Annotated in this window: 18 protein-coding genes and 1 pseudogene; 14 read left to right on the forward strand and 5 right to left on the reverse strand. The window is 44.7% G+C overall.

Going from position 1 to position 15,365, the window contains the following annotated elements:
* Positions 1 to 353 precede the first annotated feature (353 nt).
* The 8 genes and pseudogenes from O3C58_00220 to O3C58_00255 all read left to right on the forward strand — a co-directional run bounded on the left by O3C58_00220 (position 354) and on the right by O3C58_00255 (position 5,406).
* Positions 354 to 836 (forward strand): tetratricopeptide repeat protein, encoded by a 483-nt coding sequence (locus O3C58_00220; GenBank protein ID MDA0690289.1) that lies wholly within the window; start codon positions 354 to 356, stop codon positions 834 to 836.
* A 46-nt stretch (positions 837 to 882) separates the two neighbouring features.
* On the forward strand, positions 883 to 1,170 hold the full coding sequence (locus O3C58_00225) for a hypothetical protein (protein MDA0690290.1): 288 nt from the start codon (positions 883 to 885) through the stop codon (positions 1,168 to 1,170).
* Positions 1,171 to 1,437: 267 nt separating this feature from the next.
* Positions 1,438 to 1,971 carry an inorganic diphosphatase gene (locus O3C58_00230; protein MDA0690291.1) on the forward strand — a complete coding sequence of 178 codons (534 nt, stop codon included), beginning with the start codon at positions 1,438 to 1,440 and terminating at the stop codon, positions 1,969 to 1,971.
* 202 nt (positions 1,972 to 2,173) lie between these two features.
* A complete protein-coding gene (locus tag O3C58_00235) occupies positions 2,174 to 2,377 on the forward strand; it encodes a DUF3565 domain-containing protein (protein MDA0690292.1) in 204 nt (67 codons plus the stop codon).
* A gap of 53 nt (positions 2,378 to 2,430) precedes the next feature.
* A complete protein-coding gene (locus O3C58_00240; GenBank protein ID MDA0690293.1) occupies positions 2,431 to 2,694 on the forward strand; it encodes a hypothetical protein in 264 nt (87 codons plus the stop codon).
* 347 nt (positions 2,695 to 3,041) lie between these two features.
* The gene (locus tag O3C58_00245; protein MDA0690294.1) at positions 3,042 to 4,268 is read left to right on the forward strand and encodes a tetratricopeptide repeat protein; all 1,227 of its coding nucleotides are present in this window, start codon (positions 3,042 to 3,044) and stop codon (positions 4,266 to 4,268) included.
* Positions 4,269 to 4,861: 593 nt separating this feature from the next.
* Complete coding sequence (locus O3C58_00250; GenBank protein MDA0690295.1) at positions 4,862 to 5,173, forward strand: hypothetical protein; 312 nt, start codon at positions 4,862 to 4,864, stop codon at positions 5,171 to 5,173.
* A gap of 26 nt (positions 5,174 to 5,199) precedes the next feature.
* Positions 5,200 to 5,406, forward strand: a pseudogene (locus O3C58_00255) (helix-turn-helix transcriptional regulator).
* Between the two features lie 306 nt (positions 5,407 to 5,712).
* On the opposite strand, the gene O3C58_00260 reads toward O3C58_00255, so the two are convergent.
* Positions 5,713 to 6,138: a CBS domain-containing protein gene (locus O3C58_00260; GenBank protein ID MDA0690296.1), complete on the reverse strand. Its 426-nt coding sequence runs from the start codon at positions 6,136 to 6,138 to the stop codon at positions 5,713 to 5,715.
* A 216-nt stretch (positions 6,139 to 6,354) separates the two neighbouring features.
* Here O3C58_00260 and O3C58_00265 point away from each other — a divergent pair, with 216 nt between their 5' ends.
* The 3 genes from O3C58_00265 (at position 6,355) to O3C58_00275 (ending at position 8,449) form a co-directional block, all read left to right on the forward strand.
* Complete coding sequence (locus tag O3C58_00265; GenBank protein ID MDA0690297.1) at positions 6,355 to 6,813, forward strand: LemA family protein; 459 nt, start codon at positions 6,355 to 6,357, stop codon at positions 6,811 to 6,813.
* Positions 6,814 to 6,840: 27 nt separating this feature from the next.
* A complete protein-coding gene (locus tag O3C58_00270; GenBank protein ID MDA0690298.1) occupies positions 6,841 to 7,182 on the forward strand; it encodes a hypothetical protein in 342 nt (113 codons plus the stop codon).
* A 418-nt stretch (positions 7,183 to 7,600) separates the two neighbouring features.
* Entirely contained in the window at positions 7,601 to 8,449 is an 849-nt protein-coding gene (locus O3C58_00275; protein ID MDA0690299.1) for an HDOD domain-containing protein, read from the forward strand.
* A gap of 5 nt (positions 8,450 to 8,454) precedes the next feature.
* On the opposite strand, the gene O3C58_00280 is transcribed toward O3C58_00275, so the two are convergent.
* The 3 genes from O3C58_00280 to O3C58_00290 all read right to left on the reverse strand — a co-directional run bounded on the left by O3C58_00280 (position 8,455) and on the right by O3C58_00290 (position 11,170).
* On the reverse strand, positions 8,455 to 8,673 hold the full coding sequence (locus O3C58_00280) for a hypothetical protein (protein MDA0690300.1): 219 nt from the start codon (positions 8,671 to 8,673) through the stop codon (positions 8,455 to 8,457).
* Between the two features lie 428 nt (positions 8,674 to 9,101).
* Positions 9,102 to 9,464 carry a hypothetical protein gene (locus O3C58_00285; protein MDA0690301.1) on the reverse strand — a complete coding sequence of 121 codons (363 nt, stop codon included), beginning with the start codon at positions 9,462 to 9,464 and terminating at the stop codon, positions 9,102 to 9,104.
* A 173-nt stretch (positions 9,465 to 9,637) separates the two neighbouring features.
* Positions 9,638 to 11,170 carry a pentapeptide repeat-containing protein gene (locus O3C58_00290; GenBank protein ID MDA0690302.1) on the reverse strand — a complete coding sequence of 511 codons (1,533 nt, stop codon included), beginning with the start codon at positions 11,168 to 11,170 and terminating at the stop codon, positions 9,638 to 9,640.
* Positions 11,171 to 11,666: 496 nt separating this feature from the next.
* On the opposite strand from O3C58_00290, the gene O3C58_00295 reads away from it, so the two are divergent.
* Positions 11,667 to 12,035 carry a DCC1-like thiol-disulfide oxidoreductase family protein gene (locus tag O3C58_00295; protein MDA0690303.1) on the forward strand — a complete coding sequence of 123 codons (369 nt, stop codon included), beginning with the start codon at positions 11,667 to 11,669 and terminating at the stop codon, positions 12,033 to 12,035.
* A 172-nt stretch (positions 12,036 to 12,207) separates the two neighbouring features.
* Here the strand turns inward: O3C58_00295 and O3C58_00300 are convergent, their stop codons facing one another.
* Positions 12,208 to 12,498: a hypothetical protein gene (locus O3C58_00300; protein MDA0690304.1), complete on the reverse strand. Its 291-nt coding sequence runs from the start codon at positions 12,496 to 12,498 to the stop codon at positions 12,208 to 12,210.
* A gap of 375 nt (positions 12,499 to 12,873) precedes the next feature.
* On the opposite strand from O3C58_00300, the gene O3C58_00305 reads away from it, so the two are divergent.
* A complete protein-coding gene (locus O3C58_00305; GenBank protein ID MDA0690305.1) occupies positions 12,874 to 14,457 on the forward strand; it encodes a ferredoxin--nitrite reductase in 1,584 nt (527 codons plus the stop codon).
* 30 nt (positions 14,458 to 14,487) lie between these two features.
* On the forward strand, positions 14,488 to 15,315 hold the full coding sequence (locus tag O3C58_00310) for a formate/nitrite transporter family protein (protein MDA0690306.1): 828 nt from the start codon (positions 14,488 to 14,490) through the stop codon (positions 15,313 to 15,315).
* Positions 15,316 to 15,365: the final 50 nt, after the last annotated feature.

Genomic DNA, 15,365 nt, shown 5'->3' on the forward strand with positions numbered 1-15,365 from the left:
TACAGGAAATCGAACATTGTACAAGGATTTCTTGTGTCAGTGGCATGGGCTTTCTAGCCCGTGCGGACAGGCTGGAAAGCCTGTCCCACTAAAACAAAACCATCTCCTTAAATTGACGATTAGGAGCATTTAGTCAATTTTTAGAGGTGCCCTAAAGAAATTATTTAAGACCCTCTCTTAACTATTGTATAAATAGCAGAATTTCTCGCTTCACCCTTCTTGAGAACTCTTCTCTTTTAACACAACCGTAACATCTCCTTGACGTCGTAGTCACACGATCCTTCTATACTCAGTTCCTGGACTGAGATTCCAGATATTTGAATTTTCCGGGTTCAATTTGGAAGGGAAGGATCATGAAAGTAGCATTTCCTGCGTTCGTTTTTTTGGCCTCTTTTTTTTGGGGAATGATGGATGCTTCCGCCGTCGCGAATAAGGTGGGTTTTGAAGGCGAGCAACGAGTTTTAGCCGAAATCAGGGAACTGGAACAAAAACAGGTTCAATATCCTTTCAATGCAGATTTACATTTTATTCTCGGAACCAATTACTGGACTTTGAATGATTACAATAAATCCATTGAGCATTATCAACGGGTACTGCTCCTGGAGCCCGATTATGATTTGGCGCATTGGAATTTAAGTTCAATTTATAACCAGCAAGGCGATGGGACCAATGCCATCATCCATATGAAGAAAGCTGAAGAAATCTTCTCGAAAAAAAAAGATTTAAGATCCCTGGCCAGTGCCAGGAAGAGGCTTCGGGATTATTTCGTGAAATATAAGTACAAACCCGAAGACTTTGAATCACGTAAGGGATTGCTTTGGCGAATCTTCAAATAACCTGAAAAGAAGATCGTTCATTTAGATTACAAGGAGGGAGAAACTCATGAAATGGAAAGTTATTTTACTTTGCATGGCATTGGTGGGGACGATAAGCGGCGGGGTTTTCATGAATGCCGGTTTTGCTGAAAATCATAATGTCCTCCAAAATCCTCCGGAACCCTGTGTTTGCTCGGCTCCTTCGGACTTGGCAATACGGGGCAATCGCAATGACAGGTATGAATCCAGCCTCAAATCTCATCTGGAGCCAAGTTTTCAAATGAGCCTTTGGAACTGCAAGTGCGGTGCTTTGAGTTGTGTTGTCAGCGCACAAGCCGTGTCCTGTAGAAAATAGAATCGGACCGATGGTTGTAAGGTCTGTTTGATTCGCAAGTTTCTCAAAGCTCAGGTCGGTCGCATCTCAAATACCCGCTGATCTGGGGCTTTTCATGGCAACCCGGTTGCAAATTTAATGAACGGGTCGAATGATATTGTCATTTCTGAGATGGCATTTCGTGTTACAATAGAAGATCAGAAGCTAGAAAATCCCCGCTTTTATTCCGACTGTTACTCCGAATAAATTACCTTTAATTTGAAACCCTTATTGAGACGAGCTTAATATATGAATCCCTGGCACGACGTGGACCTTGGCGAGAAGGTTCCTGATCTTTTTCCCGCTATTATCGAGGTCCCCAAAGGATCAAAAACTAAATATGAATTGGACAAGCCCACAGGATTGATCCGCGTGGATAGGATTTTATACAGTTCCGTTCAGTATCCGGCTAATTACGGGTTCATCCCACGAACTTATTGCGACGACAACGATCCTTTAGATGTCTTGGTGCTGGGGCAGGAACCGGTGTATCCTTTATCCATCGTCATGGCCCGGCCCATTGGCGTGATGGAAATGGTGGATCAGGGGGAGACGGATGATAAAATCATCGCCGTCCATGCTCATGACCCCGAATACGCCCATTACAACTTCATTGAGGAGCTTCCTCCCCATCGCATGATAGAAATAAAACGGTTCTTTGAGGATTATAAGGCGTTGGAGAAGAAGCTGGTGGTGGTGGAAAATTTTCTTGGGCGCGATGAAGCGATAATAATAATTCAGAACGCGATAGCTCTTTATCAAGAAAAATTTGGAAAGAAGTGAAGCGGTTTTGGATAAAAGAAGTGCTAGCAGGTTGCTGAAAAAGAGAAAAATCCGTCAGCGAGTTAAGTTTTACAGGTTTTTGCTTTTAAGTGGCACAGGCTAGAAAGCCTGTGCTACGGGTTTTCTTAAATTAACAGTAAACTTGAAATTAACATTTTAAGGTTCCAGAAATAGTTTTTCAGCAACCTGCTAGAGAAACTTTATGAAGCGTCGCATCGTCAGTTTTCACCAGGATGAAGCTTTGGATTGGGTCGCTGATCTGGACTGCGGCCACAAACAACATGTTCGGCACAATCCTCCCTGGATGAACCGGCCTTGGGTAGTGACTATTGAAGGAAGAAAAAAATATATAAGCTCGATTCTGAACTGCAAACTCTGCCAGGATATGAAATCAGATAAAGAGTAGATTCGCCTGGGGAGGGCAGACCGGGGTTGCCGATAGCCTGAAAGGATATTGAAATGGAAGAATCTGGATCAGAAATCTCTAAGGATAATAATGACGAGCGTTTTATTATAAAATTCAAAGCCGCCACAGGTTTTATTGTGGTGCTGGAGTTTAGCGGTTTGAAAAAGTTGGAAGAAAACAAAAGTAAAATTGAAACGGCCGGACTGCAATGCGAACGCCTGGCGGATTTCAATTTCAACTTTGATCAGGCGGATTTGTTTATGGATATGCGTAGTCCGGAATGTATCGCTCAGTTTGACCTGGAAGATTGGATATAAAACCCGCCATAAGTTTAAAAAATACCCCGGAAGTGTGAAAATAAAGTTCGTCATGCCTGTTTTTGTGGTTAGCGTCCGTTAACCTGCAGTCCTCCTGCGCTTAGTAAATTTGTTTAAATTTATACTTGTTTATATTAAATTATTGACAATTTGATGGATAATAGTTAATTTAGATGCACCTATGGTTTCTTCTGATAGGTAATTTTTGTTGAAATGAACAGCCTCGCCCTTGGAATTCCGATATTTAATACTGGAAATACGAAGTAGAGACAAGCTGATTTTATGAATTTGCAAAATGGGCACATTCCCTTTTCCTCTAGGAAAAAAGAGCTTTTAGGAGGAGTTGATTGATCAACCAAATTTCTTGCCGAAAAAATTTATGGGGCGTTGGGTTGGGGGTTTTGTTGACTCCCTTTATGGCCTTTTTAGCCTCTGCGAATAGCGATTCTTTTACGATAGAGGAGTTAGGTCAGCAGGCCACGGCCTACATTGACGCCGGGCAATATTTAAAAGCGCTTCCTGATGTCCGGGATTTTGAACCCCGTGTGACCGTTCCAGGTGAGGATAGCCTCGATTTAGCCGCTTCCTTTAACGAACTTGGCGAGATCCAAAGAAACTTGGGAAATTATGATACCGCCCAACCTTTTTTTGAAAAATCTTTGGATATCAAGAAAAAGCTTCTTGGTCCTGACGATCTTCAACTGGCGGCTTCTTTCAATAGCCTGGCTTTGGTTCATTACCATAAAGGTGAATATGGATTGGGGAAGAAGTATTTTTACAAGACCCTGAATATTCTGAAGAAATCGTTGGGTCCCCTGCACCCTCATGTGGCGGCGGTGATTAATAACCTGGCGCGTTTATACGAAGCGACAGGTGCATTCCCGCAGGCAAAAAGCTTGTATGAACAATCCTTGGAAATTCTTCAATCTGCACTGGGTCCTGATCATCCCAGTGTAGCGGCCTCCTTGAATAATCAAGGTTTGCTTTATCACCAGTTTGGTGACTATGTAAAAGTAGAACCCCTTTATAAAAAAGCTCTCGCTATCTACGAAAAGGCTTCTTATACAAATCATCCTAACTTCGCCGACACGCTCAACAATCTGGCGGATTACTACCTGGGTATGGGGGACTATGAAAAGGCGAAACCCCTCCGTACCCGCTCCCTGGAAATAAGAGAAGATATCCTGGGACCCGGTCACCCTGACCTGGCCCGTTCCCTGGATGGATTGGCGAAATTTTACACAGCGATTGGGCAGTACGTCAGGGCTGAAACCCTGGTCCTCCGTTCTCTGAAAATCAGGGAAGAAGCGCTTGGGGCCAATCACCCCGAGGTCGCAAACTCTCTGGAAACGATGGCTTCTCTGTATAAAGAAATAGGAAATTATGAAAAAGTTGACCTTTTACTACACCGTTCTCTGGAAATCAGACAAAAATTTTTAGGCGGCACTCATCCCGATGTTGTGAAATCTTTACATAAACTGGCAGAATTTTATGAGGATGCCGGGGATCAACAACGTGCGAAGACCATGCATTACAGTGCTGTGAAAATAATGGAAAAAAACTCCAACCCCTGATTTCTCACTCAGACTTCTCTCCCGCAGTCTATTAAACCCCACAAGTGGGTTTTATTCCCCGTGTCACCTGGCCGTAAGAGCAATTCTCAAAAAGCTCGTTTCGTCGAGATAACATTTGCTGGCCACGCCTTGCAAGTGAAAATGCTTGTCGGAGTCCTCGTCCGCTTGGGGCGGAGTTGTTCATTAAAATCAAACGGTGATCCCTCCCTACATGTAGAAAGCTCCCTCCCAGGCCTATTTCAGTCCCTGTATTGCCCCATCTCAATTTTATTTTTCCCCTGCGAATCTTTTCTGGCGAGCAGACGAGTCTTTATTTTTAACAACTAAAATAACATTTACATTCATATATGTAATATTGTCAAATTTCCCTACAATTGCAAGATAATTGACGGTTGATATTCGTATAAATCCTTTTAAAACAATAAGTTAAAAATGGCATGAAGATTGCTCTTTAACTTTCAATAGTTTATGTATGATTGAATTTTGACCCCCATTAATTCAATAGTTTATAGGGGGTTCTGGTTTGTTGGCTGCCTCTAAAAGATGGAAACCAAGAGGCCTGATATTGCGGACTACGATTAGGAATTTCAAACATGAAGAAATTAAAAACCAGCCAAATTAAGCGGGAAGTTACAGACCCGGAAAAAATCAGGTTGTACAAACGTAAATTGATTGCCAGGGAGAGAGCCATGATTAAGTCTGTCACACAATACGTCATCGTATGCGACAACGCTTTCTGCGATTCCATCATGCGTGCGGGAGTGGATTTTCACTCTTATGATCGTAGGGAGCAGTTCAAACAAAAGGTTAGAAACCGTGGCTGGGAGGGCATCGTGGGAGAAAACGACGATACCCGTCACATTTGCCCAAGTTGCCGTGACTTTGATTTGGGAGTTTATAAATAATGATACCAAAAAAGGATGATTCCAAAATGTATTCTTCTGCCAAACATAACGAGGTTAAACACGCAAGAGAAAGTAAAATGATGAGCAAGGCTGAGCTCGCCCGAAAAGCAGGTGTGACGGTTCAAACCATTGACCGGATTGAAAGAGGGTACGAATGTCGCCTTGCCACCAAACGGAAAATCATATTGGCTTTGGGGTATCAATTGGCGGAACGCACCAAAGTTTTTAAAGATGACGAGGAATCTCAAAATGAAAATCAAGCAACGGAGAGTCTCGGGGGAAATACACCGGCGGGGAGCGATCCCGAATTCCTCAAGCAGGAAGACCGTATGCGGGTTCTGCGCAAAAAAGAACCTTTTACACCATGAGTGGATTTTTTATATCCACTATTCTGAAGGTGTGAGCCGAATATAAATCGGGTTGAATCCAGCGAACAAGGAAAGGAAAAGGTTAGTTAGCGAACTCAAAATATTTATACTTTTCCTGACCTTGGTTTCGTTTGGATTCCTCTTCACATCCAAGCCTCATGGTGTGACGGTCTATGAGTCAGAATGCGCATCCAGTTGCTCGTTTCCGTTTCCATTGCTGAATTTATAATTGTAGTAGTTGGCGAAATCTTTAATGGAAAGGATTCCCACTAATTTTTTATTTTCAGAAATAACAAGGTGGCGGATGTTATTTAGCCGCATGGTTTTAAAGGCATCCAGCATCGATTTTTCGCAATCCAGAGTGATCAAAGGATGACTCATGACATCCGCAACAAGAGTTGTTTTGGGATCCAGGTCCTTTGCGATCACTTTATAAGAAAAATCCAAATCGGTCACAATTCCCAGGTATTTCTCTTTATCACTCACCAATAAAGCCCCCACACGCTTTTCAGCCATACGCTTTGCCGCCTCGGTCACTGTAGCACCGGGATTGACTTTTAAAATCGATTCTTCCATGTAAAACTTGATTTGATCCATAGCGCATTTCCCTTCTATCTTTTAATAAATTGGTTTCAATTTTCAACCCGGGTGTTTATGTAACTCATTGAAAAATTTATAGTAATATCTAGCATCTATGGTAACCTATTAGGGTGGTTTTAGCAACTTTGGGCTAGAAATTATTGAGAGTCAGGGTTGTTTGGGCGACCCCCGCTTTACCTGGTTACAAGGGATGCCTTAAATCGAGGAGGGGAAATGGAGCCATCAGGTATCATCATTTTTGGAGTTTTTTTATTCGCAACAGCGGCCCTCATTGGGTATTTTTTTATCATTTATAACGGTTTGATATCGCTGAAAGAAAATATTCAAAAGTCGTGGGCGAACATCGACGTCATTTTAAAGCAAAGATACGACGAATTACCCAAGTTGATCTCGGTTTGCGAAAGTTCCGCTGAGTTTGAAAAAGGAATCCTCGACCGTCTGCTGCGGCGGGGAAGGGTGGAAGAGTTTCAAACTCGATCCGACACTTTTTTATCCCTGCCGGAGCGGCTGATTTCGGTGTTGCAGCAGAACGAAGAAAAATTGAAGGTATTTAAATTGAAAAATTCTTCCGGGTTATTTTCTCAAAAATATCGGTTTGTAGAATGGTGCTTTCAACCGGGGGAATCGGTTTATATTCTCGGGTACGCTGAATCGGGCATCAAGCCTGTGTAGAGAAATAAATTAAAATTTGCACAATTTTTGCGAGCCAAAAAAAGTATAGAGAAAGATCTACAGCTACAAACCCGTTTCGACCGAAATCAAGATGGGTTTTTGGATGCCGGAGAGTTGGAAAGGGGAGCCCAAATTGTTGGCATCGGACTGCAAGCTGAGCCGGTTCGAATTCAAGAAAAAGAGCATGCGCAACCCGTTAAAATGATTTTTAAGAAACGCAAAGGTTTTACATTTTTAATCAGTAATATAAAGGAAAAAGACCTGGTAAAAAAGCTCTCCATGAATGCCATGCTTAAGGTTTTTGGAGGACCTGCGGTGGCAATAGGAAGTTCTGCCTACCTCATTTATATACTCAGTATAAAGATTTAACCACCTCGCAACTCTGCATCAAACCGCTCCCCTTTTTTTTAACTTTCAAGCATTCTATTGCTGTCATTTTCGTATCGAGAGAACTTTGTTTGGAGATGGCATTAGATTGTTTAAACAAGTCAATATAGGCTATCTTCTGTTCATTTTTAAAATCGAGTATCCTCAAAAGGAACTATCCCTTGTCAGAAAGAATTTATGGCTGTATGGGATAACTTTATAACGCCTTCTTGCAACGATAAAACTTGACTCTGGTTTGATCTGGCTTTATCTTTTAGGGGCTTTTTAAGCTCCGGTTTTATAAAAGATTTCAAAGTGGCTCCAATCTGTTTCCTGTTTTAAAAAGGCGAAAGGGTTTTGGGAAAATTCAGGTCGATATTTTACTAATAAAGTTATATTGCTGATTTAAAGAAAGAATGGAATGAATATTTCCGAACTGATTCAAGGGGATGATCAGCTCGCAACGATGCCGTATATTTTTTATAAGTTGAACGCCGCAATAGAAGATCCTGACTGTACCTTCGATGACATCGGTGAAATCATCAGTATTGACCCGGGGTTGACCACAAGGCTCCTCAGAATTGTTAACAGCGCGTTTTACGGCTTTTCCACTGAGGTGGAAACAGTTACCCATGCTTTGACCATCATCGGGACGGATCAATTGGCACAATTGGTTCTTGCGACATCCGTGATGGGCCAGTTCAAGGGAATTCCCAGCGGTCTGATCAATATGGAATCCTTTTGGCGTCACAGCATTGCCACCGGGCTTGCGGCTAGATCCATTGCGGCTTTGAGCGGCGAGTATAATGTTGAAAGGTTTTTTGTGGCCGGTCTGTTGCATGATATTGGCCGGCTGGTTTTTTGCACCAAAGTCCCAGATGAAACTGCGGAAACTTTTAAGCAGGCGGGAGCATCTGGCGAGCTTCTATGCAGTGAAGAACAAAAAACTTTTGGATTTGATCATGCGGAGCTTGGAGGCGAGTTGTTAAAGGCATGGAACCTTCCCAACAGGCTGGTTGAATCCGTCACCTTCCACCATTCTCCAGAAAAAAGTAAAAATTACGCTCAGGAAACAGCGGTGGTCAATCTGGCAGATGCCATTGCTTATTCCATGAAGTTTGGAAGTAGCGGAGAAGCCGTAATTCCTCCTTTAGACCCCAAATCGTGGAAAATTATAGGTCTTCCAGAGAGCTTGTATTTGCCGATGATTAAGGACAAGATAGAACTTCAATATGAAGATGTGGTCGGCGTTTTTCTCCAAAACGCTTGACCTTTTCAGGGTAGAAATTCCTCCACATCCTCCTTTTCGATGATAGAACCCTGGATACCCTTCTCAATGATCGCATCCGCCAGATCCCCGTACCCGCCGGCTTCATAATCATCGACGTTTTGTTCGTCAAAATCATCGAAATAAACAGAATATTCGCGAGTCATCCATTCCCGGGTGGTTTCACAAAACCGCAAAACCTTTTGGACTGCTTCCAGTTTTTCCATTGCCGTTTTTCGTTGGGTGAATTCAAAAAAGAAACATCAATTCGTACATAAAATCGTTGATCCCTTGCGGTTGAAATTGGGTAGAACAATTTGTACTGGATATCCAGGGATATTCCCCCTGGGACTCTCCAGACCATCCCTAAGGCGCAGAACTTCCTTGAGGGTCAGGGGCCGTGCCTTGTCCCTGGATAAAAAAGCAACTGTGGCGGTATCGTTTTTATGCATATTTTTCAACGTCCATGCAGGAAGAAAATGTCCGGTCGGTATTTAGATACAAAAAACCACGAAAAAGCTTTAAAAAATTTTATTCAGAGGGAACTGTTGCGTGATTCATAACCCCTTGAGGGAGGGGGCGGGATGAATTCAAGGAAGAGGTTTTTTCATATTATTCCAACCGGAGGAGTCCTTTGAAGAACTATTTATCAACCTTAAAAGTTGCAGGAAGTTTCCTGGACCATGCCTCTGCTGGCGGTGGTTTTGCAAAGGTAAGGGCGAGTTCCTATGATCCATTTCTTCTGGGTGTGTCGGACCGCCCAGATATCAACGGTTCTACCTGTGGCTTGGGTGGCCTTGAGGGCGGCTTCTGTATTGATCAGGTTGAATTGGGAAGGCAGGCCTTTCCATCCAACAATGACACTGTTTTTATTTACTTTAACCCACTTTACTTCAGGTATTTCTTCCAGGTATTTAATACTTTCCTTTAATTCCTTCTCCAATGCTCCGGCATGGGATTGGGAGGTCCAAAAAAGGGGGAGAACCAGTAACATGCAAACCAGAAGAACCCGGATCATGAATTTTGCCTTTCGAGTAGCGGTAAAAATAGCTTCAACTGTGAAAAACTCACATTCTTGAAATAAAGGGTATATATATTATTTTCAACTAGTTTGAGAAATTTTCAATGATTATTTTTCGGAATGCGGAATTCTTTTTAGTTGCGGAAAGCGAGGAGTTGAAAAACCGGGATTTAGGTTTTGGGCTGGTATCCCGTCGCGTCGGAGAAATCTGTATCCGTCACATCGGCATGGGTTAAATCGGCTTGGGTCAGATTGGCCGCAGTGAAATTTGCGTCTGCAAGTTTGCTTCCGGTCAGTTTGGCATGACTGAAATCAGCATGGGACAGATTGGCATGTTCCAGATCAGCCCTGCGGAGGTCCGCACCCTTTAGATTGGCCCTGGTGAGGTCTGATTTTAACAGTTTCGTTCCCGCCATATCGGCTCCTTCCAGATTGGCTCCGGTAAGGTTGGCATTTTGAATGACGGCTCCGGTGAGGAAGGCGTTCTTCAAGTCGGCTCCCTCCATAATGGCCTCGGTGAGATCCGCCCGGCTCAAGTCGGCCCCCTCCAGTTTTGCGTTGGTTAAATCCACGCCTACAAGGTGGGCTCCGCTCAAGTCTGCCTGCACGAGTTCCACATCGTTCAGTTTGGCCTTTTTCAGGTTGGCTTTACTGAGGCTTGCGCCATTGAGTTTGGCTCCTTTGAGTTTGATACGGCCCAGGTCCGCGCCGCTCAAATTGACGTTTACCAGGTTTGCCCCGGTGAGATCGGCAATATTGAGGTTCGCCTCCATGAGGTTGGAGTTTTCAAGGTGCGTTCTTCTTAGAATGCAGCCATTGAGATTGGCGCGGGTTAGATCCGCATTGTGTATTTTCGCCTCTGTCAGGTCCGCATTGGTGAAATCTGCCCTGGGCATGGATGCTTCGGTGAAATCGACTCCGACCAGCTTAGCGCCTTTGATCTTTGCCCGGTTCAAAATGGCCTTCGTAAAATTGGCCTCAAAAAACACCCCCATACTGAGGCGGGAATCTGTGAAATCCACCTCCTGCAAGTTGGCACCGTTAAATTTTGCCCGGCTGAGGTCGGATTCTACGATTTTTGCTCCCCTAAGAGTGGCTCTGGAGAATTCGGCGTATTCAAAAGAGGCTTCGTTTAATTGACTGCCGGTCAGGTTGGCTTCGATGAACTTGGATCTACGCAAGTTGGCTCGATCCAGGGTGGCTTCACTCAAATCGGCATAGGAAAGCACCGCTCTCTCAAGATTGGCGTCCTCAAGTCGCGCCTGAACCAGATCCGCATAGGGCATTATGGCGTCTGTCAGATTAGCGTCTGTCAGGTCAGCACCTTTCAAGATGGCTCTTTCCATCGTAACTCCTGAAAGGTCGGTTCCTGAGAGATTGGCTCCGGTGAGGTTGGTTTCACTCATATTTGTCCGGTAAAAATTGAGGTCCGACAAATCCAGTCCAGACAGATCACATCCCTTCAAAGGGAAATTCTCTGGCTCCTCCTCAATTTCTTCTTCTTCAGCCGTCACCACTTCTTCCGACGACCCTTCAGTATCCGTATCCGTTGGGGGTTCCTCTCCATCTTCTGCATCGGTTTCCTCAACCTCTTCGATGACCTCGATTTCTTCTACGAACTCTTCTTCGGCTTCCTCAGCCTCCAAGGCCGCAGCAATTTCCGCCAATTTAATTTCAACTTCCTCGCGGGTAAAATCAGCCATTTGTAATCTTCCTGAAGTAAGTTAATAAACCCATGAATGTCCGTTAATGCCCACGGTTTCAAATTGTAAGTACCGGGCAGTCACAATGATGCAGGGACGAACCTAGAAAAATACCCTACGGATCAAGGGAACGCAACCCAGAAGATGCGATCGGAAAGAATATCTATCTACCGATAGACCCTGATTTCCTTAAACGGAAAGCATCGTGTTGCCTGTAAATGTGCTTTCTGCCTGGTATAATTGGGAAGACAGTGGTTTTAACATTATAATTTTCGTAAACTAAATCGATCATGTTTCCTGCAATGGCGGCAATAATCAATACCCGTGGGGGTGGCAGGCGAAAAACAGAGGAATCAGGAAACCGTGTTGTCTGGAGCATGAAGAAGTTTTCCAGATGTCATTATTTTATGTGGGCAACCTCAATCAAAGCCAACCGACACACTGGCGGTTAAGAGGGGGGGTAGGGTGATTTCCCCATATTCTTGTAGAGGCCAGAATGAAATCAAAAAACAGGCCAGTTCTCATTTATGACGGCGATTGCGATTTATGCCGCCGTTGGATGGGCAGATACAACCATCTGAGTGGGGATCGGGTCGATACCATTTCATCTCAGGAAGCGGCTCACCTGTTTCCTGAAATTTCTCCACAACAATTTCAATCTTCCGTTCAGCTGGTTCAACCGGACGGAGCTGTTTATGAAGGGGCGGAGGCTGTGTGCCTCGCTCTGGCATTTAATTCCACCCACCGTTGGCCTCTCTGGTTGTATCGAAATATTTTTGGAGTGGCTTCGGCGACGGAATTTACCTATCGATTCATCGCCCGGCATCGAGAGTTTTTTAGCCGTTTCACGCGATGGCGCGGGTGATTTTTCAATCGCTGATCAGGGTCATGGGAATTAAAGGGCTTGTTTGTGCTGGATATTTTATTGTCTAATCGGGCGTTAAGTATTCTGAGGAGAGTTCAGGAAACGGATGCGCTAAATGGAATCAGGAGGAGGGGGTATTAAACAGAGGTGTGAAAATTAGTCTGAAAAAAAATCACTCGGTTTTTTTCAAAAATCCCACAAATCCTATCAGAGCCATGACAAAACCAATAGCGCCATATATGTAAACCCCGCCGGCCGTTTTCTCTAAATTTTTCATAAAAAACCCCTGGTTCAATATGAATACCCAGTAGAATAAAAATCCATAGGCCATTAAAGTTCCAATTTTATGTTTGCCGACAATCAGGCAAAGCGCACTCAACGCACAAAATATGGCGATCTGACTCAAAGGAATCGTTAGGTTGAGATTTGATAGAAAACCAAATGATTGGTCGACGGTATCCATAATTCTTCCTGTGTGAAGTTCGTATCAATTTATAACGGCAGATGACTTCTTGGAGCTATCTACCTCCTTATTTTACAATATATTAACAGTTTAATCTCGAAAAAATAATTTTCCGCTTTGATTATTTTATAAGGTCCGGTTTTTTTGATCCCTCCCCCCTCTATGGAAAATTGGTTTTGCCTGATGTATTTTAGGGCAGAATGAAAAATCCCTGATTCATTCTTAGGCACAAAACTCCTTTTCATTTCATCGCCTGTCCCCGGTCGGCTAAGAATAAAGGCCTTACAGGGGTGGCTCCTACATGGCACGAAAATTGTAATTCTTCCAGTCTTGGAGTTAAAAAATCCGTTTTGAGAATTTAAAGAGGAATTTGAGTTGAATAAGATTGAGCGCATAAAGTTGGAAAAGGACGGTTTGGACATTAAACATGACCTTCGTCGCTTTGCTGAAGAGGGGTGGGAAGCCATCAGTGAAGACGATGTCCAACGCTTGAAATGGTATGGGCTGTTTCTAAGGAACCCGACTCCGGGCTTTTTCATGCTGCGGGTGCGGATTCCAAACGGACATACGTTTTCCTATCAGATAAAAGTTCTGGCTCAGATTGCTCAGGGTTTTGGTAACGGAGTCATCGATATCACCACCCGCCAGCAGTTGCAGATACGTCATTTAAAAATAGAAAACATTCCTGAAGTGTTTGAACTGCTGGAAATGATCGGCCTTACTTCTGCCCAGACGGGCCTGGACAATGTGCGTAATATCATGGGATGCCCTGTGGCTGGCATTCACCCTAAAGAATTGTTGGACGCGTCACCAGAGGTTATGGCTTTGACGGAGCATATTATTGAAAACCGGGAATTCACCAACCTGCCCAGAAAGTTCAATGTCGCGATCACCGGTTGCCCCGACAATTGCCTGCATGCGGAAACTCAGGACTTGGCTCTGGTTCCCGCAAGCAAGGAAGAGAACGGAAAGCCGGTTTTGGGATTTAACGTTCTGGCTGGCGGAACACTGGGTTCAGGGGGATACCGGGTGGCTTCCTGTCTGAATATTTTTGTGATGCCTGATGAAGTGGTGGAAGTTTGCGCCGCAGTGATACTGCTATTCAGGGATCATGGCAGTCGCGAGAACCGGGCCCAGAACCGCTTGGCCTTCCTGCTCGATGAGTGGGGAGTCGATCGATTTCGCGCTGAATTGGAGAAAAGAATTAAGCGGCATCTTCAGTATGCCGAAAAGGAAATGAGGAATGCGCAAATCTCGGAGCATATTGGGATTTACCGGCAAAAACAACCGTCGATGAATTATGTCGGATTAAAAATTCCCGTGGGCCGCATCCAGGGCAAAAAGCTGGAACAGGTGGCGGTATTGGCGGAGCGTTATGGCAACGGCGAGATCCGCATATCCCCTGCGCAGGCTCTGATCCTTCCGAACGTATCGGATAAAAACCTGGGTGACCTTCTCGAGGAACCTCTCCTTAAGGAACTGGATTACCATCCTTCCAGCATCATGCGGGGCCTGGTGAGTTGCGTGGGCAGTGACTATTGCCATCTGGCGGCCATTGAGACCAAGGGGCGGGCACTGGAAGTCGCAACAAAACTGGAGAAATCTTTAAGCGACACGTCCCCCATCACCATGCACTGGTCCGGTTGCCCGGCAGGGTGCGGCAACCATTTGGTCGCCGATATTGGCTTGCTCGGCAAAAGGATTAAATTCAAAGGTCAGGTAGTGGACGGGGTGGATATTTTTGTGGGCGGGCGGGCCGGGCCCGATCCCAAGCTGGCGGTGAAGATCATGGAAAATATTCCCTGCGATCTTTTGCCCGGAGTTTTGGAACAAATCATTCCCTACCACACTCGTGAAAAGATGCATCGGGTCAAGGGGCAAAGGAAAAGAAAAATTGTGGGAAAAAAAACGGAGGAATCGGTTCGCTCTGAAATTCCCATTCCCCAAAAATCTTTATAAACGCTTCATACAAAACAGGAGGGTTTTTCTGTGTTTGCAGAAGAGATAAATAAAATCACAGAGGTTGCGGAAAATAAAATCCAATACATGCAACGGTCTCCCTTGGGTTACGTGCTGTTATCTGCCTTGGCAGGCATTTATCTGGGATTTGGGATTGTCTTGATTTTTTCGGTGGGGGGGCCTATTGCCGCAGGCGGTGGGGAGGCTTACCTGAAACTTATCATGGGCGCGTGTTTTGGAATCGCCTTGAGCTTGGTGATTTTTGCCGGATCTGAATTATTTACCGGAAACAACATGGTTTTTGCGGTGGGCCAACTGAGCAAAAAGGTGGGGGTCCGTTCGATCCTGATTTTATTTGCCCTGTGTTTTCTGGGCAATTTGCTGGGTTCGGTGTTTCTTGGCTGGCTGGTGGTTAGCGGTGGCAGTCTGACGGGGGACGCCCAGGCGCTGATCCTGAAAGCATCCGCTATGAAAATGAATCTGGGGGCGACAGAAGCTTTTTTACGGGGGATTCTTTGCAACTGGCTGGTTTGTCTTGCGGTCTGGGTATCCCTCAGAACCCAGAGCGATACGGCCAAGCTGATCATGATTTTCTGGTGCCTGTTTGCCTTCATTGCTAGCGGATTTGAACACAGCATCGCCAATCAAAGTTTATTGAGCATGGCGATGTTTCTTCCGCATGGGCCGGAAATTTCGCTGGCGGGGTTTTTTCATAATCAATTGTTTGTGACCGCCGGCAACATGGTGGGCGGGGGCATTATGGTGGGCAAGGTTTATTGGTTCACAGTGACGGATTTTAAAGGCAAGGAAACGCCTGAAACTGCAGTTGCTCTTCATCCTGCGGAAAATCAGGAATAGTTTCCGCATCCGATTTTCTGTATCTTTGGGAGATTAGGGATAATTTTTCA

Source organism: Nitrospinota bacterium (assembly GCA_027619975.1).
GTDB lineage: Bacteria > Nitrospinota > Nitrospinia > Nitrospinales > VA-1 > JADFGI01.

Coding starts and splice junctions, on each gene's coding strand:
- O3C58_00300 (MDA0690304.1), bottom strand. CDS start 12,498: ATGGATACCGTCGACCAATCATTTGGTTTTCTATCAAATCTCAACCTA.
- O3C58_00230 (MDA0690291.1), top strand. CDS start 1,438: ATGAATCCCTGGCACGACGTGGACCTTGGCGAGAAGGTTCCTGATCTT.
- O3C58_00260 (MDA0690296.1), bottom strand. CDS start 6,138: ATGGATCAAATCAAGTTTTACATGGAAGAATCGATTTTAAAAGTCAAT.
- O3C58_00265 (MDA0690297.1), top strand. CDS start 6,355: ATGGAGCCATCAGGTATCATCATTTTTGGAGTTTTTTTATTCGCAACA.
- O3C58_00225 (MDA0690290.1), top strand. CDS start 883: ATGAAATGGAAAGTTATTTTACTTTGCATGGCATTGGTGGGGACGATA.
- O3C58_00235 (MDA0690292.1), top strand. CDS start 2,174: ATGAAGCGTCGCATCGTCAGTTTTCACCAGGATGAAGCTTTGGATTGG.
- O3C58_00285 (MDA0690301.1), bottom strand. CDS start 9,464: ATGATCCGGGTTCTTCTGGTTTGCATGTTACTGGTTCTCCCCCTTTTT.
- O3C58_00295 (MDA0690303.1), top strand. CDS start 11,667: ATGAAATCAAAAAACAGGCCAGTTCTCATTTATGACGGCGATTGCGAT.
- O3C58_00275 (MDA0690299.1), top strand. CDS start 7,601: ATGAATATTTCCGAACTGATTCAAGGGGATGATCAGCTCGCAACGATG.
- O3C58_00240 (MDA0690293.1), top strand. CDS start 2,431: ATGGAAGAATCTGGATCAGAAATCTCTAAGGATAATAATGACGAGCGT.
- O3C58_00250 (MDA0690295.1), top strand. CDS start 4,862: ATGAAGAAATTAAAAACCAGCCAAATTAAGCGGGAAGTTACAGACCCG.
- O3C58_00220 (MDA0690289.1), top strand. CDS start 354: ATGAAAGTAGCATTTCCTGCGTTCGTTTTTTTGGCCTCTTTTTTTTGG.
- O3C58_00280 (MDA0690300.1), bottom strand. CDS start 8,673: ATGGAAAAACTGGAAGCAGTCCAAAAGGTTTTGCGGTTTTGTGAAACC.
- O3C58_00290 (MDA0690302.1), bottom strand. CDS start 11,170: ATGGCTGATTTTACCCGCGAGGAAGTTGAAATTAAATTGGCGGAAATT.